Annotated in this window: 22 protein-coding genes; 7 read left to right on the top strand and 15 right to left on the bottom strand. The window is 65.9% G+C overall.

The features are described from left to right. Positions 1-136 precede the first annotated feature (136 nt). Both ACYCAX_RS16885 and ACYCAX_RS16890 read left to right on the top strand, forming a co-directional pair. A complete protein-coding gene (locus ACYCAX_RS16885; RefSeq protein ID WP_460248435.1) occupies positions 137-1,237 on the top strand; it encodes a ferredoxin reductase in 1,101 nt (366 codons plus the stop codon). Between the two features lie 24 nt (positions 1,238-1,261). Beyond that, positions 1,262-2,338, top strand: coding sequence for a fatty acid desaturase family protein (locus ACYCAX_RS16890; protein WP_294974477.1), 1,077 nt, complete (start codon positions 1,262-1,264; stop codon positions 2,336-2,338). 6 nt (positions 2,339-2,344) lie between these two features. Here the strand turns inward: ACYCAX_RS16890 and ACYCAX_RS16895 are convergent, their stop codons facing one another. Further along, positions 2,345-2,560: a hypothetical protein gene (locus ACYCAX_RS16895; RefSeq protein WP_015479091.1), complete on the bottom strand. Its 216-nt coding sequence runs from the start codon at positions 2,558-2,560 to the stop codon at positions 2,345-2,347. Between the two features lie 104 nt (positions 2,561-2,664). Beyond that, the gene (locus tag ACYCAX_RS16900) at positions 2,665-2,907 is read right to left on the bottom strand and encodes a DUF6868 family protein (RefSeq protein ID WP_294974483.1); all 243 of its coding nucleotides are present in this window, start codon (positions 2,905-2,907) and stop codon (positions 2,665-2,667) included. Between the two features lie 215 nt (positions 2,908-3,122). On the opposite strand from ACYCAX_RS16900, the gene ACYCAX_RS16905 reads away from it, so the two are divergent. Beyond that, a complete protein-coding gene (locus tag ACYCAX_RS16905) occupies positions 3,123-4,433 on the top strand; it encodes an MFS transporter (protein ID WP_015479089.1) in 1,311 nt (436 codons plus the stop codon). Positions 4,434-4,440: 7 nt separating this feature from the next. On the opposite strand, the gene ACYCAX_RS16910 is transcribed toward ACYCAX_RS16905, so the two are convergent. The 3 genes from ACYCAX_RS16910 to ACYCAX_RS16920 all read right to left on the bottom strand — a co-directional run bounded on the left by ACYCAX_RS16910 (position 4,441) and on the right by ACYCAX_RS16920 (position 6,234). Then, positions 4,441-4,953: a GNAT family N-acetyltransferase gene (locus tag ACYCAX_RS16910; RefSeq protein ID WP_294974489.1), complete on the bottom strand. Its 513-nt coding sequence runs from the start codon at positions 4,951-4,953 to the stop codon at positions 4,441-4,443. A 110-nt stretch (positions 4,954-5,063) separates the two neighbouring features. Beyond that, complete coding sequence (locus ACYCAX_RS16915; protein WP_294974492.1) at positions 5,064-5,465, bottom strand: phage infection protein; 402 nt, start codon at positions 5,463-5,465, stop codon at positions 5,064-5,066. Between the two features lie 325 nt (positions 5,466-5,790). After that, positions 5,791-6,234 carry a hypothetical protein gene (locus ACYCAX_RS16920; protein ID WP_460248436.1) on the bottom strand — a complete coding sequence of 148 codons (444 nt, stop codon included), beginning with the start codon at positions 6,232-6,234 and terminating at the stop codon, positions 5,791-5,793. Positions 6,235-6,779: 545 nt separating this feature from the next. Here ACYCAX_RS16920 and ACYCAX_RS16925 point away from each other — a divergent pair. Then, entirely contained in the window at positions 6,780-8,864 is a 2,085-nt protein-coding gene (locus ACYCAX_RS16925) for an AsmA family protein (protein WP_294974498.1), read from the top strand. 24 nt (positions 8,865-8,888) lie between these two features. Here the strand turns inward: ACYCAX_RS16925 and ACYCAX_RS16930 are convergent, their stop codons facing one another. Beyond that, positions 8,889-9,344, bottom strand: coding sequence for a GyrI-like domain-containing protein (locus tag ACYCAX_RS16930; RefSeq protein WP_460248437.1), 456 nt, complete (start codon positions 9,342-9,344; stop codon positions 8,889-8,891). Between the two features lie 110 nt (positions 9,345-9,454). Between ACYCAX_RS16930 and ACYCAX_RS16935 the strand changes: the two genes are divergently transcribed. Continuing rightward, positions 9,455-9,838: a termination factor Rho gene (locus ACYCAX_RS16935; protein ID WP_294974504.1), complete on the top strand. Its 384-nt coding sequence runs from the start codon at positions 9,455-9,457 to the stop codon at positions 9,836-9,838. 45 nt (positions 9,839-9,883) lie between these two features. Here ACYCAX_RS16935 and osmE read toward each other — a convergent pair whose 3' ends face one another. The 3 genes from osmE to ACYCAX_RS16950 form a co-directional block, all read right to left on the bottom strand. After that, complete coding sequence (gene osmE / locus ACYCAX_RS16940) at positions 9,884-10,228, bottom strand: osmotically-inducible lipoprotein OsmE (protein WP_015479082.1); 345 nt, start codon at positions 10,226-10,228, stop codon at positions 9,884-9,886. A gap of 92 nt (positions 10,229-10,320) precedes the next feature. After that, on the bottom strand, positions 10,321-10,539 hold the full coding sequence (locus ACYCAX_RS16945) for a hypothetical protein (RefSeq protein WP_294974512.1): 219 nt from the start codon (positions 10,537-10,539) through the stop codon (positions 10,321-10,323). Between the two features lie 134 nt (positions 10,540-10,673). Continuing rightward, positions 10,674-11,939: an Hsp70 family protein gene (locus ACYCAX_RS16950; RefSeq protein WP_294974516.1), complete on the bottom strand. Its 1,266-nt coding sequence runs from the start codon at positions 11,937-11,939 to the stop codon at positions 10,674-10,676. 207 nt (positions 11,940-12,146) lie between these two features. Here ACYCAX_RS16950 and ACYCAX_RS16955 point away from each other — a divergent pair, with 207 nt between their 5' ends. Then, positions 12,147-13,010 (top strand): isocitrate lyase/PEP mutase family protein, encoded by an 864-nt coding sequence (locus ACYCAX_RS16955; RefSeq protein WP_015479079.1) that lies wholly within the window; start codon positions 12,147-12,149, stop codon positions 13,008-13,010. Positions 13,011-13,029: 19 nt separating this feature from the next. Here ACYCAX_RS16955 and ACYCAX_RS16960 read toward each other — a convergent pair whose 3' ends face one another. Next, the gene (locus tag ACYCAX_RS16960) at positions 13,030-13,689 is read right to left on the bottom strand and encodes a hypothetical protein (protein WP_294974522.1); all 660 of its coding nucleotides are present in this window, start codon (positions 13,687-13,689) and stop codon (positions 13,030-13,032) included. Positions 13,690-13,869: 180 nt separating this feature from the next. Here ACYCAX_RS16960 and ACYCAX_RS16965 point away from each other — a divergent pair, with 180 nt between their 5' ends. Beyond that, positions 13,870-14,136 carry a DksA/TraR family C4-type zinc finger protein gene (locus tag ACYCAX_RS16965; RefSeq protein WP_015479077.1) on the top strand — a complete coding sequence of 89 codons (267 nt, stop codon included), beginning with the start codon at positions 13,870-13,872 and terminating at the stop codon, positions 14,134-14,136. 168 nt (positions 14,137-14,304) lie between these two features. Here ACYCAX_RS16965 and ureC read toward each other — a convergent pair whose 3' ends face one another. From ureC to ACYCAX_RS16990, 5 genes are all read right to left on the bottom strand, one after another. After that, positions 14,305-16,005: an urease subunit alpha gene (gene ureC, locus ACYCAX_RS16970; protein ID WP_460248438.1), complete on the bottom strand. Its 1,701-nt coding sequence runs from the start codon at positions 16,003-16,005 to the stop codon at positions 14,305-14,307. A 150-nt stretch (positions 16,006-16,155) separates the two neighbouring features. Further along, the gene (locus tag ACYCAX_RS16975; protein WP_331317618.1) at positions 16,156-16,461 is read right to left on the bottom strand and encodes an urease subunit beta; all 306 of its coding nucleotides are present in this window, start codon (positions 16,459-16,461) and stop codon (positions 16,156-16,158) included. Then, the gene (locus tag ACYCAX_RS16980) at positions 16,458-16,964 is read right to left on the bottom strand and encodes a GNAT family N-acetyltransferase (RefSeq protein ID WP_460248439.1); all 507 of its coding nucleotides are present in this window, start codon (positions 16,962-16,964) and stop codon (positions 16,458-16,460) included. Before ACYCAX_RS16980 ends, ACYCAX_RS16975 begins: the two co-directional genes overlap by 4 nt. Positions 16,965-17,023: 59 nt before the next feature. Beyond that, positions 17,024-17,326, bottom strand: a complete 303-nt coding sequence (locus ACYCAX_RS16985) for an urease subunit gamma (protein ID WP_015479073.1) — start codon at positions 17,324-17,326, stop codon at positions 17,024-17,026. A 1-nt stretch (position 17,327) separates the two neighbouring features. Then, positions 17,328-18,161, bottom strand: a complete 834-nt coding sequence (locus ACYCAX_RS16990; protein WP_460248440.1) for an urease accessory protein UreD — start codon at positions 18,159-18,161, stop codon at positions 17,328-17,330. Between the last annotated feature and the right edge of the window lie 10 nt (positions 18,162-18,171).

Raw genomic sequence — 18,171 nt, forward strand, 5'->3', positions numbered from 1 at the left:
AGGCGAGAGCGCAGGCACTCTAGCAAATGCCGGTTGGCGCAGGGGAAGTTCCTACACAACACAGTGAACATGTGTTGACTGAAATCTCCCATGCATGAGATTTTAGTGAACATCTGTTTACTATTCGGTGTCGCTCATGTCGATCCTTCCTTTCGCCGGCTTGCGCCTGCTCCGGCCGCTGCTCGTGCCCTTGCGCGCCCTGGTGCGCGGCCAGTGGCTGCGCGAGTCGGATGTCGATGCCGTGCTGCGTACGCTCAATCCCGGCTGGGCGCTGGACCGGGTGTACGCTCGAGTCGAGGCGCGGCAATGGGTGGCGGACGACATGCTCGAACTGCGCTTGCGGCCGAACGCCCATTGGAGCGGGGCGCAGCCCGGCCAGCACGTGCAGTTGTACATCGAGCGCGATGGCGTGCGCTGCAGCCGCAGCTACAGTCTGACCCGCATCGCCGCGGACGGTTGCCTGGAATTCGCGGTGAAGCTGCAGCCCGGCGGCCGCGTGTCCTCCTACCTGCTGCACCAACTGGCGGTGGGCGAGGTGCTGGAGCTGGGCCGGCCGGACGGCGACCTGAGCTGGCCGCAGGACGGGCAGGGTGTACTGCTGCTGGCGGCGGGCAGTGGGCTGACGCCCCTGCTCGGCCTGCTGCGCGAGGCGCTGGCGCGTGGCTATAACGGGCCGGTGACGCTGCTGCATTACGTCCGCGAGCGTGGCCAGCGCGCGTTCGTCTCCGCGCTGGAGACGCTGGCGCGGCAGCATCCCAACCTCGAACTGCGCTGGGCCCTGAGCGGCGATGCGCCGGTGAGCGGCGAGTTGCGCGGGCGTTTTCACCTTGAGCATGTCCAGGCGCTGGGCGAGCGCCATGTACTGGCCTGCGGCCCCGGCGGCTTCGTCGACAGCGTGCGCCAGGCGCTCGGGGCGAGCAGCCGCAGCCTTCAGCTGGAAAGCTTCAGCCCGCCGCGCTGGGACGAGGGTGAGCCCGCCAGATCGGTGAGCCTACGCTTTGCCCGCAGCGCGCTGGAAGTCGCCGGCGACAGCCGCCGCAGCCTGCTGGAACAGGCCGAAGCCATCGGCCTGCGTCCGGCCCACGGTTGCCGCCAGGGCGTCTGCGCCAGCTGCACCTGCACCCTGGTCAGCGGCTGCGTGCGCGACCTGCGCAGCGGCGAGCTGTTCAGCGAGCCGGGTCAGCCCATCCGTATTTGTATCAGCGCGCCCCAGGGCGACCTGACCGTCGACCTCTGATCCAGGCCCAGGAAAAAATTCCCCATGCGCGACGACCGCGATCTATCCGCCGCCGAGCTGGCGTCCTTCGGTGCCGAACTGGACGCCCTGCGCCAGCTCACCCTGCACGATCTGGGCGAGACCGACGCCCGCTACATCCGCCGTATCCGCGCGGCGGTGCGCTTCTGCTGCTGGAGCGGCCGTGCGCTGCTGATGGCCGGCTGGTTCCCGCCCACCTGGCTGCTCGGCACCTTCCTGCTCGGGCTGGGCAAGATCCTGGAGAACATGGAGCTGGGCCACAATGTCATGCATGGCCAGTACGACTGGATGAACGACCCGGAATTCGCCGGGCGCACCTATGAGTGGGATATCGTCGGCCCCTCGGACTTCTGGCGGCACACCCACAACCACATCCATCACACCTACACCAACGTGCTGGGCAAGGACGACGACGTCGGCTACGGCGTGGTGCGCCTGTTCCCCGAGCAGAAGTGGAAACCCTTCTACCGCTGGCAGCCGCTGTGGGTGACGCTCCAGGCGCTACTGTTCCAGTACGCCGTGGCCATCCAGCACCTGCGCCTGGACAAGTACCTGAAGGGCCGCATGAGCCGGGACGAGCTGCGCCCGCTGCTGCGCCAGTTCAACGCCAAGGTTGGCCGCCAGTGGATCAAGGATTACGCGGTGTTCCCGCTGCTGGGGCTATTCAGCGGGGCGTTCGGCGCGGTACTGCTGGGCAACGTGATCGCCAACCTGATGCGCAACCTGTGGACCTTCACGGTGATCTTCTGCGGCCATTTCACCGAAAAGGCCGCAGTGTTCCCGCCGCAGGTGCTGGAGAACGAGACGCGCGGCCACTGGTACCTGCGCCAACTGCGCGGATCGAGCAACCTGGAGGGCGGGCGGCTGTTCCACATTCTCACCGGCAACCTCAGCCACCAGATCGAACACCACCTGTTCCCCGACCTGCCGGCGCGCCGCTACGCCGAGCTGTCGCGCCAGGTACGCGAGATCGCCGCGCGCTACGGCCAGACCTACAACAGCGGCCGGCTGTCCGCACAGTTCGCCACGGTCATCCGGCGAATCTGGATCTACCGCCTGCCCAACGCGGCGGCGAATGGGTGAGGCGGATCAGGCGCGCCGGCTCAGCGGCGCGTTGACTTCCTCGCGCAGGGCGCGCAGGTCGGTGGCGTCCTGGTTGAGGTGGTGGATGGCTTTGAGCAACTTCTGCCGCAGCAGGTCGTCCTGGACCTGATCGACGGCTCGCATGATTTCCAGCGCCGTGGCTTCGTTGTTGGCGGCAACGGCGTCGAGGGTTTTTCGCAGGCTGCGAGTAGCGTGGTGCACGGGGGATCTCCTTCAAACTGCGTGCACCCTACGACACGAATATTTCCAATAAATTTCAGCACTTAGCTATTGGACGGGCGGTCATTTCGTCGCAGGGCGCGGTGTCACTGGAGCAGGTGGAGGGCGATCAGCGGCGCCAGATTCAGCACCAGCACGCCGATCTTGTACACGGCCATGCCGCCATAGTGCAGCGCGTCGAAGTGCTCGGGCGAAATCTTGAACCAGCGCGAATGCAGGCGATAGAGACCGTCGTGGGCGAAGCTGAAGGCGGCGAACCAGATCAGCAGGATGACGTAGTTGATCAGGGTGCAGTAGAGCAGGAACGGCTTGATATCCTGGAGCAGCATGGCGATTCTCCGGCCACATACTGCATTGGAGGGGCCGGCTGGCGGAATGGTTTCCCCGATTTGCCGGCGGACGCGCAGCCGATAGCCGGCGCACCGGTCGCCGGCCATAATGCGCTCGGCGTCACGCCATGTGATCTTTGCCGGGCGGCCGCTGTCCGATGTCGGACGGTCATCTCGCCGTCCCATCCCCATCCCCACTGTCTGCCGGACTCGCCATGTTCAGCCCGCTCGTCACCTTTCCCGCGCTTTATACCGCCACCTTGCTGATGCTGGCCGGCTCCGGCCTGTTCACCACCTACATGGGCCTGCGCCTGACCCAGGAAGGCGTCAGCGACCTGTGGGTCGGTGGCCTGATGGCCGCCTACTACTTCGGCCTGGTCTGCGGCGGCAAGTTCGGTCACAAGCTGATCGCCGGTTTCGGCCACATCCGCTCCTACGTGGCCTGTGCGGGGCTGGCGACGGTGATCGTGCTGATCCACGCGCTGGTCTCGCAGCTGGAAGTCTGGGTGGTGCTGCGCTTCGTGATGGGCGCGGTGATGATGAACCAGTACATGGTGATCGAGAGCTGGCTCAACGAGCAGGCCGAAGGACACCAGCGCGGCAAGGTGTTCGCCGGCTACATGGTGGCGGTGGACGCCGGCCTGGTGATTGGCCAGGGACTGCTGGCGATGAGCCCGGCGCTGGACTACAAGCCGCTGCTGCTGGTCGCCATGTGCTTCTCCTCCTGCCTGATCCCGCTGGCGCTGACCCGCCGGGTGCACCCGGCCAAGCTGGTGGCGGCGCCGCTGGAAATCGGTTTCTTCTGGAAGCGCGTACCGCAATCGCTGGGCACCATCTTCGTCGCCGGCCTGATGGTCGGCGCCTTCTACGGCCTGGCGCCGGTGTATGCGGCGCGCAACGGCCTGGATACCTCGCAGTCGAGCCTGTTCGTCGGCATGTGCATCATCGCCGGCTTCTGTGCGCAGTGGCCGCTGGGCTGGCTGTCGGACCGGATGAACCGCAGCTGGCTGATTCGCGGCAACGCGCTGCTGTTGTGCCTGGCGTCGGTGCCGATGTGGGGGCTGGTTTCGCTGCCGTACTGGGCGTTGCTGGCCAATGGTTTCGTGACCGGCATGCTGTTGTTCACCCTCTATCCGCTGGCGGTGGCGCTGGCCAACGACCATGTCGAGCAGCCGCGCCGCGTGGCGTTGTCGGCGATGCTGCTGACCACCTACGGCGTCGGCGCCTGTATCGGCCCGCTGTTCGCCGGCGCGATGATGCGTCACTTCGGGCCGGGCATGTTCTACATGCTGGTGTCGGCCTATGCGCTGGTGCTGATCTTCTGGGTCCAGCCCAAGCGCGTGACCGGCGTGCACCGCGTCGACGAGGCGCCGCTGCACCACGTGGCCATGCCCGATACCGTCAGCCCGATGGCCGCCACCCTCGACCCACGCGTCGACGAGGTGCCGGAGGAACTGGTGGTGGAAGCACCGGCGACCATCGGCCGCTCCGATGGCGAGCCGGATAGCGCCGAAACCAAGGCCTGACGCTACTTCACGGGTTCAGCTCGCGCTGCAGGTAGACGGTGTCCACCCAGCGGCCGAGCTTGAAGCCGACCTTCTCCAGCACACCCACCTCGCGGAATCCGAAACGCCGATGCAGCGCCCGCGAGGCGTGGTTTTCGCTGTCGCCGACCACGGCGATCACCTGCTTCCACGGGCCGCGCCCGCAGCGCGCCAGCAGTGTCCGCAGCAGGGCGCTGCCGATTCCCTGGCCGCTTGCATCGTGGCGCACGTAGACCGAGTTCTCCAGGGTGAAGCGGTAGGCCGGGCGCTGGCGGAACGGCGTGGCGTAGCAGTAGCCCAGCACCTCCCCCTCGCATTCGGCCACCAGGTAGGGCAGGCCGCTGGCGACGACGCCGGCGTACCGCTGTTCCAGCTCGGCGGTTGTGGGCGGCGTTTCCTCGAAGGTGGCACAGGAGTGCAGCACGTAGTGGCGGTAGATCGCGGCGATGGTGGACAGGTCATCCGGGTGGGCGTCGCGGATGTTCAGGGGGGATGCGTGCATGGGCGGCTCCTTGGGGTGTCGTCGTGACGATGCAAACCCCGGACCGCTTCGGAAATAAGAAAGCCCGGCACAGGCCGGGCTTTTCTGGCGCCTTGCGGCGTACTGCTGGATCAGGCTTTGAGGTGGGCGTCGAAGACGATATCGCCACCGGATTCGGCAACCATGTTGCCGTGCAGGCGATCGACGCTGTGTTCGGAGCCATTCTCGGCGACGCGAGCCTGGTTCATTTCCTGGTGCAGACGGTCGATGGTGTGCTCGGAACCGTTGGCGGCGACACGGGCCTCTTCACTCATCTGCTTGTGCAGACGATCGATGGTGCGTTCGGTGCCGTTGTCGGCCACGCGGACTTCTTCGCCCATCTGCTTGTGCAGGCGGTCGATGGTACGGTCGGAACCGTCCTGGGCGATGATTTGCGGCTGGGCGGCGGGAGTCAGGATGGCCGGGGCGGCGAAGACGGCGTTGGCGGTCATCAGGGAGGTGAGTGCAAGGCTGAGGGCGATCTGACGTTTCATTTTGTGCGGCTCCAAAGGGGGAGGAAGTTTCTGGCTACGGGTTCATTTTCCCTTCGGATTAATCGATTTAAAAACGATGCTTCTCAATACAGTGGATCAACGATGTCGATTATTTAGGGGGCTAATTTCAACTATCGCTGGAAATGATGGAGCGACGGAAAGCACTCTGGGGCGGTGCTTCCAGGCGTTCGCGGCGATGCGCTGGGTAGGATGCCGTTACAAAACCGGGCTGGCCTTGCATCGAGGGTGCTGTTGCAGCGATCCCGGGCATAAGAAAGCCCGGCGTGGCCGGGCTTTTCTGGCGCCTTGCGGCGTACGGCGTGGATCAGGCTTTGAGGTGGGCGTCGAAGACGGTATCGCCACCGGATTCGGCGACCATGTTGCCGTGCAGGCGGTCGATGGTCTGGCTGGAGCCGTTTTCGGCAACGCTCATGTCCTTATGCAGACGGTCGACCGACTGGCTCGAACCGTTCTCGGCAACGCCCAGTTGCTTGTGCAGGCGGTCGATGGTCTGGCTGGAGCCGTTTTCGGCAACGCTCATGTCCTTGTGCAGGCGGTCGACCGTCTGGCTCGAGCCGTTCTCGGCAATGCGGGCCTTGGCTGCGTCCAGTTGTTTCTGTTGTTGATCCAGGGTGCGTTCGGCGCCGTCCTGGACCAGCATCTGAACGTGGCTGGCGTTCACAACCGGGGACTCTTGCTGGGCGCCGGCGAAAGCGGCATTGGCAGCAAGTACGGAGAGGGCAAGGCCAAGTACGAGGGTGCGTTTCATGATGCGGCTCCAGAAAGAGTGGGAGAGTTCGTTGGACACGGGCTCAGTATCTGTTCTGGATTGTCGATTGGAAAACGATCTGGGGAGATAGTCTGTATCGATGTCGATGATTGTTATATTTATTCTTTTAAAACAATTAGTTGATAATTAAATCTGTCATCTATCAATGGCCTCGATGGAGGCTATCGGTGTAATCGTTAGTATTTAATTGATCGATATATTTCTCGAAAAGCTACTCAGGATCGCTCTGGAACGCCACTTTCACTGTTTCAGTGGCGGGCTGTGGAGCGGCGGAGTCTGGCGAGAGGCCCCAGGGTGTTTGCAGGCTTTCCTTCCCTGGCAGGAGGCGTTTCGTACGCCGGCGTCGGTCGTTGTACCGTCTGTTGCGGGAGATTTACCCCGGCAACGGTGGTCCAAACTGACGGACCAAGGGAGAATGCCGACACGGCGGACTCCGGCGACCGTGGTTTCATCGCACCCCATGCACGGGCTCTGGCGCCGGGATGCCAGGCCTTCCACCGACGCGGCAACCAGGGAGTTCATGTATGACGCGCGGCCAGCGAATCTGCCTTTGGACCGTCACCGGCCTCGTCGCGCTCCTCGCGGCCTTGCTGGTCTTCATCGCCACCTTCGATTGGAACCAGGTGAAGCCGATGATCAACGAGAAGGTGTCCGCCGAACTGGGGCGCTCCTTCGCCATCAACGGCGACTTGCAGGTGCTCTGGCGTACCGAGCCGGAAGAGGGCGGCTGGCGGGCCTGGGTGCCCTGGCCGCATTTCAGCGCCGCCGACATCACGCTCGGCAATCCCGATTGGGCCACCCGCCCGGACAGCCAGGATCGGTTCGCCAGCCTGGAAAAGGTCGAGTTCCGCCTGGCGCCATTGCCGTTGCTCTGGCGGACCGTGAAGATCCCGCAGATCATCCTCACACGCCCCAGCGCGGACCTGCTGCGCCTGGCCGACGGCCGCGCCACCTGGACCTTCGAGCTGCCCAGGCGCGAGGCGGAGCCCAGTCCCGAGCCGTCGTCCTGGACGCTGGAGATCGGCGAGATCGGCTTCGACAAGGGACGCATCACCCTCGATGACCGGAGCCTCGGGACCCGCCTGGAGCTACTGGTGGACCCCCTCGGCAAGCCGGTGCCCTTCGGTCAGTTGGCCGGCAAGGCGCTGGCCGGGGCGGGCGCGGCGGATATCCAGGATTATGTGTTCGGCTGGAAGCTCAAGGGCGAGTACAAGGGCCTGCCGTTGAACGGTGCCGGCAAGGTGGGCGGCATGCTGGCGTTGCAGGACGCCGCCAAGCCCTTCCCGGTGCAGGCGGATATCGCCGCCGGCAGCACCCGCGCCAGTGTGGTCGGCCGGCTGACCGATCCGCTGAACCTGGGCGCGCTCGACCTGCGCCTGAAGCTGGCCGGCAGCAGCATGGCCAACCTGTTCCCGCTCACCGGCGTGACCCTGCCCGATACCCCGGCCTACGAGACCGACGGTCGCCTCACGGCGCAACTGAAGGACCCCGACGGCGCGACCTTCCACTATGAGGACTTCAACGGCAAGGTCGGCGGCAGTGATCTCCACGGCAGCCTGTTGTTCGTCAATCGCCAGCCGCGTCCCAAGCTCTCCGGCAAGCTGCGTTCCGAGCAGTTGCGCATGGTCGACCTGGGCCCGCTGATCGGTGCCGATTCGAACAAGGACAAGCAGGCGCGCGGCCAGGCCAGCCGTCAGCCGCCGGACAAGGTGCTGCCGGTGGAAGCCTTCCGCACCGATCGCTGGCGCGCGATGGATGCCGACGTGGAGTTCACCGGCAAGCGCATCGTGCACAGCGACAAGCTGCCGATCAGCGACCTCTATACCCACCTGGTGCTCAACGATGGCCAACTGACCCTGGAGCCGCTGCGTTTCGGCGTGGCGGGTGGCGCGCTGGATGCACACATCCGCCTGGACGGCGGCAAGACGCCGATGCAGAGCCAGGTGGAACTGAAGGCGCGCGGCTTCAAGCTCAAGCAATTGTTCCCCAGCTTCGCGCCAATGCAGACCAGCTTCGGCGAGCTCAACGGCGACGCCGCGCTCAGCGGCACCGGCAACTCGGTGGCGAGCATCCTCGGCGGCGCCAACGGGCAGATGAAACTGCTGATCAACGATGGGCGGATCAGCAAGGGGCTGATGGAGATCGCCGGCCTGAACCTGGGTAACTACGTGGTGGCCAAGCTGTTCGGCGATGACGAGGTGAAGATCAACTGCGCCGCCGCCGATGTCGGCATCACCCGGGGCCTGGCGCAGCCACGGGTATTCGTGTTCGACACGGAAAACGCCATCATCAACGTGCAGGGCACCGCCAACTTCGCCACCGAGCAGCTGGACCTGGACGTGATTCCCGAGAGCAAGGGGCTGCGCATCTTCTCGCTGCGCTCGCCGCTCTACGTCCAGGGCACCTTCAAGAATCCCCGCGCCGGAGTACACAGCGGGCCGCTGGTACTGCGCGGCGCGGGCATGCTCGCGCTGGGCGTGGCGGTGGCGCCGGCCGCCGCGTTGCTGGCACTGGTGGCGCCCAGCCAGAAGGACGACAACCAGTGCGGGCCGCTGCTGCAGCAGATGAAGCAGCCGGCGAAGGCGCCGGCGCCGGGCAAGCGCAAATAGAGGCGGGGCTGGCGGCAGACTGGGTCAATAGACCGGAATGTACAGGTCGGTTTCCGAGGCCGGATTCTCCGGGCCGAGGAAGCGTTCGGTGTAGCGTTCCAGGTCGATCCCCTTGCGCGGCGTGAGACCGGCGCGGGCGAGCAGACTGGAATAGATGGCCTGGAAGCTGTCGGTGATCCCCTGTACCGGGCCGATGTGGGTGAATACGGCGTATTTCTGCGCCGGCACCTCGAACTTCAGCATACCGTCGGGCACCGCGGCGTCGGCCTCCACCGGCAGCGCCGCGATGTAGTGGAACTCGCCGCCCGGCAGCTGGGTGCAGACGCCATAGGCGTACTTGTCCCGGACGCTGGCGCCGATCTCGTGCTCGCGCGGCAGGAAGCGCTGCCAGAGCTGGCCGATGCTGTCGCCGGGAGCGTTGCCCCGATACTCCAGGCCCACCACGGTGAAGGCGGGCAGTTCGATGATCCGGTGTTTCATGGTGTGGGCTCCTGGCTGGGTGTTCGCATGATAGACGGCGGCACATCGGAGTGAATATTTCAACGCGGGGCCGGTCCACTCTCGGTAGACCTTCGAGCAAGGAGAACGTCATGCCCCGTGGAGACAAGAGCCTGTACAGCGCCCGCCAGAAGCGCAAGGCAGCGCATATCGAAGAGAGCTACCGGCACCTGGGAATGAGCCGCGAGGAAGCCGAGGCGCTGGCCTGGGCCACGGTCAATCGCCAGTCCGGCGGCGGCGAACGCAAGGGTGGCGGCGCTCAACGCAAGAGCGAAGAGGCCAAGGGCATGGCCCGCAGCGCCTCGGCACGGCGCGCGGCCAAGACCCGCAAGGGCACATCGCCCAAGCCCGGCGGGCGGAGCCTGGCACCCCTGGCGGAGCTGACCCGCGAGCAGTTGCTCGAGCGGGCCGGGCGCAAGGGCATCCGCGGGCGCTGGCGCATGCGCAAGGATGAACTGATCGAGGCGCTGCGCTGAGCGGCGGGAGACGGCCCTCGTCCGGAAGGGACGAGGGCCGTGGGCTCAGGGCTGGTAGTCGCGCTCGTGGCGGTCCAGTTCGGAACAGCTCATGAAGCCCGAGCCATCGACCTTGCCGCTGCCGTCGAAGCTGACGTAGAAGGGCTGCTGCTGGCCATCCTTGCTGAGGATGTAGCTGTTGCAGCTACCGGGATTCATCAGGCGCTTCTGCGTGGCCGAGGGTGGCCCGCCGATGCGCAGCACCTGTTCCCCGGTCATGCCTTTGTCGACATTGCGGACCAGCGGCTCGTCGCGGAAGGTGATGTAGTTGACCGGGTTCTGCACCCTGGTGGAGGCGCAGCCCGCCAATGACGCCAGTACGAGCAATGCCAGCAGTGATCGTTTGTCCATAGGGCTCTCCTGGGTTCGAAGCGGCTTGGTGTGAGCGACGCACTTGCACAACTTGGAGCGGCAACGCGGCCGGGGAGTTCGAGAAATCTGCGCTATTGCGCGTCTTTCAGCGCATCGTCCAGGCGTTGCTGGTTCTGCACATTGGCCTGGTCGATCTGCTGTTTGATCTGTTGCATCTGCTGCTGGGCCTGTTGCGCCCGCTGGGCTTGCAGGCTGGCCGCGGTGGTTGCGGTGGCGGCCGTTTCGCCCAGGCCGCAGGCGGCGAGCGCACACGGCAGGCTGACGAGGATGGCGAGACGGAGGAGTGACATGGCGGCTTCCAGCGTGAGGGGATGATTCTCAACGCTAGCGCAAGGCGGGACGGGCGTCAGTGCGCTCCGGCGCAATCCGCGCACGGCGGGGGCGGCGACGGCCCCGGGGCGAGGGGCCGCCGGGGCAGCGCTGCTCAGCCGTAGCGCTTCTTCGCTTCGATGGCCAGGCCGCTGCCGATGCCGCCGAAGCGGTCGCCGTCCACGTGCCGGGCGTTGGGCAGCATCGCCGCCACGCTCTGGCGCAGCGCCGGTACGCCGGACGAGCCGCCGGTGAAGAACACGCTGTCGACCCGCGCCGGATCCACGTCGGCGGAGTTGAGCAGTTCGCCGATGCTGCCGCGCACGCGCTCCAGCAGTGGGCCGATGGCGCCTTCGAACAGCTCGCGGCTCAGCTCGGCGACCAGGCCGGCCTCGACGCGCGCGAGGTCGATATCGCGGCGATCGGCGTCGGACAGTTCGATCTTGCTGGCTTCCACCTGCATCGCCAGCCAGTGGCCGGCGCGCTGCTCGATGAGCTTGAACAGGCGGTCGATGCCGGTGGCGTCGACGATGTCGTAGCGCATGTTCTGCAGCGCCAGCTGGGACTTCTGCGCATATACCGCGTTGATGGTGTGCCAGGTGGCGAGGTTGAGGTGGTAGCTGGTCGGCATGAAGGCGTCGCTCTTCATCCGGCTGCCGTAGCCGAACAGCGGCATCACGCCCTGGATGCTCAACTGCTTGTCGAAGTCGGTGCCGCCGATGTGCACGCCGCCGGTGGCGAGGATGTCGCCGTGGCGGTCGGCCACTTCACGGCGCTCCGGCGACAGGCGCACCAGCGAGAAGTCGGAAGTACCGCCGCCGATGTCGACGATCAGCACCAGTTCTTCGCGCTGGATGCCGCGCTCGTAGTCGAAGGCCGCGGCCAGCGGTTCGTACTGGAAGGAGACCTCCTTGAAGCCGAGCTTGTGCGCCACGGCCACCAGGGTGTCCTGGGCTTCCTGGTCGGCCTTGGGATCGTCGTCGACGAAGAACACCGGACGGCCCAGCACCACGGCGTCGAACTCACGGCCGGCGACGGCCTCGGCACGTTTCTTCAGCTCGCCGATGAACAGCCCCAGCAGGTCCTTGAACGGCATGGCACTGCCCAGCACGGTGGTCTCGCTTTTCAGCAGCGAGGAGCCCAGCAGGCTTTTCAGCGAGCGCATCAGGCGGCCTTCGTAGCCTTCCAGGTACTCGTGCAGGGCCAGGCGGCCGTACACCGGGCGACGCTCCTCGACGTTGAAGAAGATCACCGAGGGCAGGGTGATCTTGTCGTCTTCCAGGGTGATCAGCGGTTCCGTGCCCGGACGCCACCAGCCGACGGTGGAGTTGGAGGTGCCGAAGTCGATGCCCAGGGCGCGGGCTTCAGTGGTCTGGAACATGGTGCGCGGGTGTCCGGAGAAAAAACGGCCGCGCAGTTTACGCGAGCGTGTGGGGAAAGCCAGGGTATCTGTCGGGAAGCGGTGGTGGCAAAGAGGGCTTGGGGAGTAGCTTGTAGTTTTGCTACATTGCGTTCCTGTAGTTTTCCTACAAGAGTTTTTGCCCACTGATTTTTCTTTCCCACCCCGTATAAGCCGTTGGACCCCACCATGCACAGAGCCTCCTTTCACGAATTGCGCAAGGAATTTCGCGCCTTACTGACTTCCTCCTCCTGCTACCACACCGCCTCGGTGTTCGATCCGATGTCGGCGCGCATCGCCGCGGACCTGGGGTTCGAGGTAGGTATCCTGGGTGGTTCTGTAGCTTCACTACAAGTTCTGGCGGCGCCGGACTTCGCCCTGATCACCCTCAGCGAGTTCGTCGAGCAGGCCACCCGCATCGGCCGTGTGGCTCGCCTGCCGGTGCTCGCTGACGCCGACCACGGCTACGGCAACGCGCTGAACACCATGCGCACCGTGGTCGAGCTGGAACGCGCCGGCGTGGCCGCGCTGACCATCGAGGACACCCTGCTGCCGGCGCAGTTCGGCCGCAAGTCCACCGACCTGATCAGCGTGGAAGAAGGCGTGGGCAAGATCCGAGCGGCCATCGAGGCGCGCATCGACGAAGACATGGCGATCATCGCCCGCACCAACGCCGAAGTGCTGGAAGTGGACGACGTTATCCGCCGCACCCTGGCCTACCAGGCCGCCGGCGCCGACGGCATCTGCATGGTCGGTATCCGCGACTTCGACCACCTGGAGGCGATCTCCCGCCACCTCTCCGTGCCGCTGATGCTGGTGTCCTACGGCAACCCGGCGCTACGCGACGACCAGCGCCTGGCGGAATTGGGCGTGCGTATCGTGGTGGACGGCCACGCCGCCTACTTCGCGGCGATCAAGGCGACCTACGACTGCCTGCGCGAGCAGCGCGGCGTGCACGCCTCCGATCTCACCGCGTCGGAGCTGGCGAAGAAATACACCCTGCCCGAGGAGTACCAGATCTGGGCACGGGAATACATGGAAGTGAAGGAGTAAGACTCCTTCCGTTCCCCACTCAGCTTTGGGGGATATGGCTGCTGAGGTACTCGATCTGCGCGTTGAACGGGTAGAGCAGGGTGCCACCGGCCGCCTGGCTCTTGCGCAGGAATGTCCAGTGCGCCATCAGGCTGTCGCGCGCGGGATTGTCCGGCAAGGCCTCAAGGCGGGACTGCAGGCTTGCACACAGCGCTTCGATGCGTTCGCTCTGCGTCGCGGACGGCTCGCCCAGTAACTTGCGGTTGGCCTTCCGGGCTTCCAGCAGCGCCAGTTCGCGCAGTTCTCCGCGCATCGACGGTACGCTGTCCGAGGAACTCTCCAGGAAGCTGTCGAACAGTTCGGCGACCTCCTGGGTCTGCTGCAATGCTTCTTTCAGATCGACGTCCTTCTTGGTGTGAGCATCGCGCACCTTGCTCAGCGTCTGCTGATGCAATTGCCAGATGTCCTTCAGCGTCCTGGCTTGCTTCTGCTCGCCGAGCTGGCTTTCGAACACCACGCCAAGGCTGTCCAGCCGAGTCAGGAAGCGATCATCGCCGGTGGCCGCGTAGAGCAGCAGATAGCGCTCGATATCCTGCAACAGCGGATCGGTCTGACGGGCGCTGGCCTCGGCAGCGGATACGAGGCCGGGCAGCGCTCCCGTCAGCATCAGACCGGCGAACAGCGCGTAAACGAATCGCATGATGGGTTCCTTGGATGACGTGGAGGGCGCCATTCTCGGTTTCATGCTCCGCTCTGCCTGTAAGATGAGTCCGATAATGCTGGTGTAATGCGCCGTTTCGCCTCAGGACGGCGACCCCTTGCAATTGCCTCAGACACCCTTCATATCTGTATGAATAGTGATCAATCGACGGAGGTCGCCATGGCCAGCGGCTGGGCAAACGACGGAGCGGTTCAGGAGCAGATCGACAGCACCATCGAGGACGCCATCGCACGGGCGCGCAACCAGTTGCCCAAGGGCGAGAGCCTGACCCATTGCGAGGAATGCGATGCGCCGATCCCCGAGGCGCGGCGCAAGGCTATCCCCGGCGTGCGCCTGTGCGTGAACTGCCAGGCCGAGCATGACAAGGAGCAGGCGGCCTATTCCGGTTACAACCGACGCGGCAGCAAGGACAGCCAGTTGCGCTGAAATGCCTCGATCCGATTATGAAAGCGGCGCCCGACAGCGCCGTTTTCTGTTTCCGGACGTCGGCGCGGTCGGTCTCAGCGGCACCAGCACGCTACCGTCGGCCTGTTCGACCTCGATCCGTCCACCCCTGCTCTCGTTGCGCCGTGGCCGAGCACGGAGGAGCCTGCCTCAAAAGAGAAAATACCGCTGCGTCATCGGCAGCACGTCAGCCGGTTCGCACCACAGCAACTGACCGTCGGCGCGTACCTGGTAGTTCTGCGCGTCGACCTCGATGTGCGGCAGGTAGGCGTTGTGGATCAGGTCGGTCTTCTGCACGCTGCGGCAGCCCTTCACCACGCCGATGGCCTTGCGCAGGCCCAGTTCGTGGTGCACGCCGAGGTCGAACGCGGCCTGGCTGAGAAAGGTCAGGCAAGTGGCGTGGCGGCTGCCGCCAAAGCTCGCGAACATCGGCCGGTAGTGCACCGGCTGCGGCGTCGGAATCGACGCGTTGGCGTCGCCCATCAGGCTCGCGGCGATGGCGCCGCCCTTGAGGATCAGGCTTGGCTTCACGCCGAAGAACGCTGGACGCCAGAGCACCAGGTCGGCCAGCTTGCCCACTTCGATGCTGCCCACTTCATGGGCGACGCCGTGGGTGATCGCCGGGTTGATGGTGTACTTGGCGATGTAGCGCTTGGCGCGGAAGTTGTCGTTGCGCGCGCCGTCGCCGTCCAGTGCGCCGCGCTGTTTTTTCATCTTGTCGGCGGTCTGCCAAGTGCGCGTGATCACTTCGCCGACGCGGCCCATGGCCTGGCTGTCGGAGCTGATCATGCTGAAGGCGCCGAGGTCGTGGAGTATGTCCTCGGCGGCTATGGTCTCGCGGCGGATGCGTGACTCGGCGAAGGCCACGTCCTCGGCGATGCTCGGGTCCAGGTGGTGGCAGACCATGAGCATGTCCAGGTGTTCGTCGATGGTGTTGCGGGTGAAGGGCCGGGTCGGGTTGGTCGAGCTGGGCAGCACGTTGGCGAAGCCGCAGGCCTTGATGATGTCCGGTGCGTGGCCGCCACCGGCGCCCTCGGTGTGGTAGGTGTGGATGGTGCGGCCCTTGAACGCGGCGAGGGTGGTTTCGACGAAGCCGGATTCGTTGAGGGTGTCGGTATGGATCGCCACCTGCACGTCGAGGCGATCGGCCACGGACAGGCAGTTGTCGATGGCCGCCGGGGTGGTGCCCCAGTCCTCGTGCAGCTTCAGGCCGATGGCGCCGGCGCGTACCTGCTCTTCCAGCGGCAGCGGCAGGCTGGCGTTGCCCTTGCCGGTGAAGCCTATGTTCATCGGGAAGGCGTCCGCGGCCTGGAGCATGCGCGCCATGTGCCACGGGCCGGAGGTGCAGGTGGTGGCGTTGGTGCCGGTGGCCGGGCCGGTGCCGCCGCCGATCATGGTGGTGACTCCGCTCATCAGCGCCTCTTCGATCTGCTGCGGGCAGATGAAGTGGATGTGTGTGTCGATGCCGCCAGCGGTGAGGATCATGCCTTCGCCGGCGATCACTTCGGTGCTGGCGCCCAGGGCGATGGTCACGCCGGGCTGGATGTCCGGGTTGCCGGCCTTGCCGATGGCGGCGATGCGCCCGTGCTTGAGGCCTACGTCGGCCTTGACGATGCCCCAGTGGTCGAGGATCAGCGCGTTGGTGATCACCGTGTCGACGACCTGTGCGGCGCACAGCTGGCTCTGGCCCATGCCGTCGCGGATGACCTTGCCGCCGCCGAACTTCACTTCCTCGCCGTAGACGGTGAAGTCCTGCTCCACCTCGATCCACAGACCGGTATCGGCCAGGCGCACGCGGTCGCCGACGGTTGGGCCGAACATGTCGGCGTAGGCTTGTCTGCTGATCTTCATCGGGGCTCCCTGATCGATCCGTGCATTGGCGCTGCCCTCACCCCAACCCTCTCCCAAGGGGAGAGGGGGCTGATCGGCGCGCTGAACTATCCCGCTGCAGCGGGCTGCTTTTCTCCCTCTCCCTCCGGGAGAGGGCCGGGGTGAGGGAGCCTAGAGCGCCCCCATCACCCGTCCGGCAAATCCATACACCTTGCGCTCGCCTGCCAGCTCCACCAACTCCACTTCGCGGCTCTGCCCCGGCTCGAAGCGCACGGCCGTTCCGGCGGGAATATTCAGGCGCATGCCGCGCGCCGCGTCACGGTCGAACAGCAGTGCGTCGTTGGTCTCGAAGAAGTGGTAGTGCGAGCCGACCTGGATCGGCCGGTCGCCGCTGTTGGCCACCGTCAGGGCGAGGGTGCGGCGGCCGGCGTTGAGTTCGATCTCGCCGGGCTGGATGTCGTATTCGCCAGGGATCATGGGGAGCTCCGTGGGTCGAGGATCAGTTGCATGAAGGTCAGGTCCAGCCAGCGGCCGAACTTCTGGCCCACCTGCGGCATCTGCCCGCTGGTGATGAAGCCCAGACGCTCGTGCAGACGGATCGACGCGATATTGCCGCTCTCGATGGCCGCGACCATCACGTGCAGGCCCTGGGCGCGGGCGCGCTCGATCAGCGCCTGCATCAGCAGCGGGCCGAGGCCTTTGCCGCGCTGGTCGGCACGCACGTAGACCGAGTGCTCGACCGTCTCGCGAAAGCCGTCGAAGGCGCGCCACGGGCCGTAGCTGGCGTAGCCCACCACTTCGCCGCCGTCTTCGGCCACCAGCACCGGGAAGCCCTGCTGCGCGCGCAATTCCAGCCAGGCGCGGCGGTTCTCCAGGTCGATGGCGACCTCGTTCCAGATCGCGGTGGTGTTGAGCACGGCGTCGTTGTAGATATCGCGCAGACTGCCGAGGTCGGCTTGGCTGGCGTCGCGGATGAGCATGTCGGTTCCTTCTTTCGTAGGGCGAATAAAGCGGAGCGCTCTATTCGCCGAATGGGGCGTCAAGCGATGGGCTGGTGCACGGTGACCAGCTTGGTGCCGTCCGGGAAGGTGGCTTCCACCTGGATCTCCGGGATCATCTCCGGCACGCCTTCCATCACCTGTTCGCGGCTCAGCAGCGTGGTGCCGTAGTGCATCAGGTCGGCGACCGTCTGGCCATCCCGCGCACCTTCGAGCAACGCGGCGGAGATCAGCGCCACGGCCTCCGGGTAGTTGAGTCTTACACCTCGGGCGAGGCGGCGCTCGGCGACCAGGCCGGCGGTGAAGATCAGCAGCTTGTCCTTCTCGCGGGGAGTCAGGTCCATGTCAGGTGCTCCAGATTCGGGGAGGAACGGCCTCGCGGCCGAGCAGCGCCGGCCGCAGCCGGCGCCAGAGTTCGATGAGCCAGGCGCGGGCGTGCAGCGCCTCGTGGGCGAGGCAGCGGGCGACTACCAGGCCGGGCAGTTGGGTGAGGTTGCCACGCCCCTGGCAGGGGATGGCGCGACAGGCTTCGATCAGCGCCGCGTCGATCTGCCCGCTGGCGATCAGCGTGGCCATCACCGGGTGGCCGGCGAGGCCGATGGGCGAGTCGAGCAGGCGGTCGTTGCCGGTCACGCGCTGGCGTTCGTGCCACAGGCGCTGGCCGTCGCGGCGGATGTCCAGGGCGGCGGCGAAGTGGCCGTCGTCGAAGCGCTCGCCGCTGGCGGGGCGGCCGAGGGCGACGACGTCCCAGTAGAACAGCCGGGCATCCGCTTCGAGGTCGATGCGGGTGCTCAGCTCGGCCTGCGCGCCGGAATAGACGATGGTTTCCTGCGGCAGCCATTCCAGCGTGGCGCCGGGACCGACGCGCACGTTCAACTGCTGTTTCGCCGGGCAACCGGCGCGGTACCACTTGGCCGCGCCGGGGCTGGTGAGCTGCGCCCAGCTGTCCTGACCGGCGTGGATATCGAGGTTCAGCGTATCGCCTCCGGCGATGCCGCCGGGCGGGTGCACGACGATGTGCTGGCAGACCTGCGGCCCTTCCGCGTACAGGTGCTTCTGCACCCGCAACGGGCCGAGATGACGCCGGGTGACCGGCCGCGTGCTGTCGCCGACGCGGGCGTAGGCCAGCTCCAGCTCGGCGTGCCAGGCGGGGTGGAAGAGGGTGGCCGGTGCGTTCATGGGCAGCTTC

It is taken from the genome of Pseudomonas sp. MT3 (assembly GCF_054720805.1).

Coding starts and splice junctions, on each gene's coding strand:
- ACYCAX_RS16885 (WP_460248435.1), top strand. CDS start 137: ATGTCGATCCTTCCTTTCGCCGGCTTGCGCCTGCTCCGGCCGCTGCTC.
- ACYCAX_RS16890 (WP_294974477.1), top strand. CDS start 1,262: ATGCGCGACGACCGCGATCTATCCGCCGCCGAGCTGGCGTCCTTCGGT.
- ACYCAX_RS16900 (WP_294974483.1), bottom strand. CDS start 2,907: ATGCTGCTCCAGGATATCAAGCCGTTCCTGCTCTACTGCACCCTGATC.
- ACYCAX_RS16905 (WP_015479089.1), top strand. CDS start 3,123: ATGTTCAGCCCGCTCGTCACCTTTCCCGCGCTTTATACCGCCACCTTG.
- ACYCAX_RS16910 (WP_294974489.1), bottom strand. CDS start 4,953: ATGCACGCATCCCCCCTGAACATCCGCGACGCCCACCCGGATGACCTG.
- ACYCAX_RS16915 (WP_294974492.1), bottom strand. CDS start 5,465: ATGAAACGTCAGATCGCCCTCAGCCTTGCACTCACCTCCCTGATGACC.
- ACYCAX_RS16920 (WP_460248436.1), bottom strand. CDS start 6,234: ATGAAACGCACCCTCGTACTTGGCCTTGCCCTCTCCGTACTTGCTGCC.
- ACYCAX_RS16925 (WP_294974498.1), top strand. CDS start 6,780: ATGACGCGCGGCCAGCGAATCTGCCTTTGGACCGTCACCGGCCTCGTC.
- ACYCAX_RS16930 (WP_460248437.1), bottom strand. CDS start 9,344: ATGAAACACCGGATCATCGAACTGCCCGCCTTCACCGTGGTGGGCCTG.
- ACYCAX_RS16935 (WP_294974504.1), top strand. CDS start 9,455: ATGCCCCGTGGAGACAAGAGCCTGTACAGCGCCCGCCAGAAGCGCAAG.
- osmE (WP_015479082.1), bottom strand. CDS start 10,228: ATGGACAAACGATCACTGCTGGCATTGCTCGTACTGGCGTCATTGGCG.
- ACYCAX_RS16945 (WP_294974512.1), bottom strand. CDS start 10,539: ATGTCACTCCTCCGTCTCGCCATCCTCGTCAGCCTGCCGTGTGCGCTC.
- ACYCAX_RS16950 (WP_294974516.1), bottom strand. CDS start 11,939: ATGTTCCAGACCACTGAAGCCCGCGCCCTGGGCATCGACTTCGGCACC.
- ACYCAX_RS16955 (WP_015479079.1), top strand. CDS start 12,147: ATGCACAGAGCCTCCTTTCACGAATTGCGCAAGGAATTTCGCGCCTTA.
- ACYCAX_RS16960 (WP_294974522.1), bottom strand. CDS start 13,689: ATGCGATTCGTTTACGCGCTGTTCGCCGGTCTGATGCTGACGGGAGCG.
- ACYCAX_RS16965 (WP_015479077.1), top strand. CDS start 13,870: ATGGCCAGCGGCTGGGCAAACGACGGAGCGGTTCAGGAGCAGATCGAC.
- ureC (WP_460248438.1), bottom strand. CDS start 16,005: ATGAAGATCAGCAGACAAGCCTACGCCGACATGTTCGGCCCAACCGTC.
- ACYCAX_RS16975 (WP_331317618.1), bottom strand. CDS start 16,461: ATGATCCCTGGCGAATACGACATCCAGCCCGGCGAGATCGAACTCAAC.
- ACYCAX_RS16980 (WP_460248439.1), bottom strand. CDS start 16,964: ATGCTCATCCGCGACGCCAGCCAAGCCGACCTCGGCAGTCTGCGCGAT.
- ACYCAX_RS16985 (WP_015479073.1), bottom strand. CDS start 17,326: ATGGACCTGACTCCCCGCGAGAAGGACAAGCTGCTGATCTTCACCGCC.
- ACYCAX_RS16990 (WP_460248440.1), bottom strand. CDS start 18,161: ATGAACGCACCGGCCACCCTCTTCCACCCCGCCTGGCACGCCGAGCTG.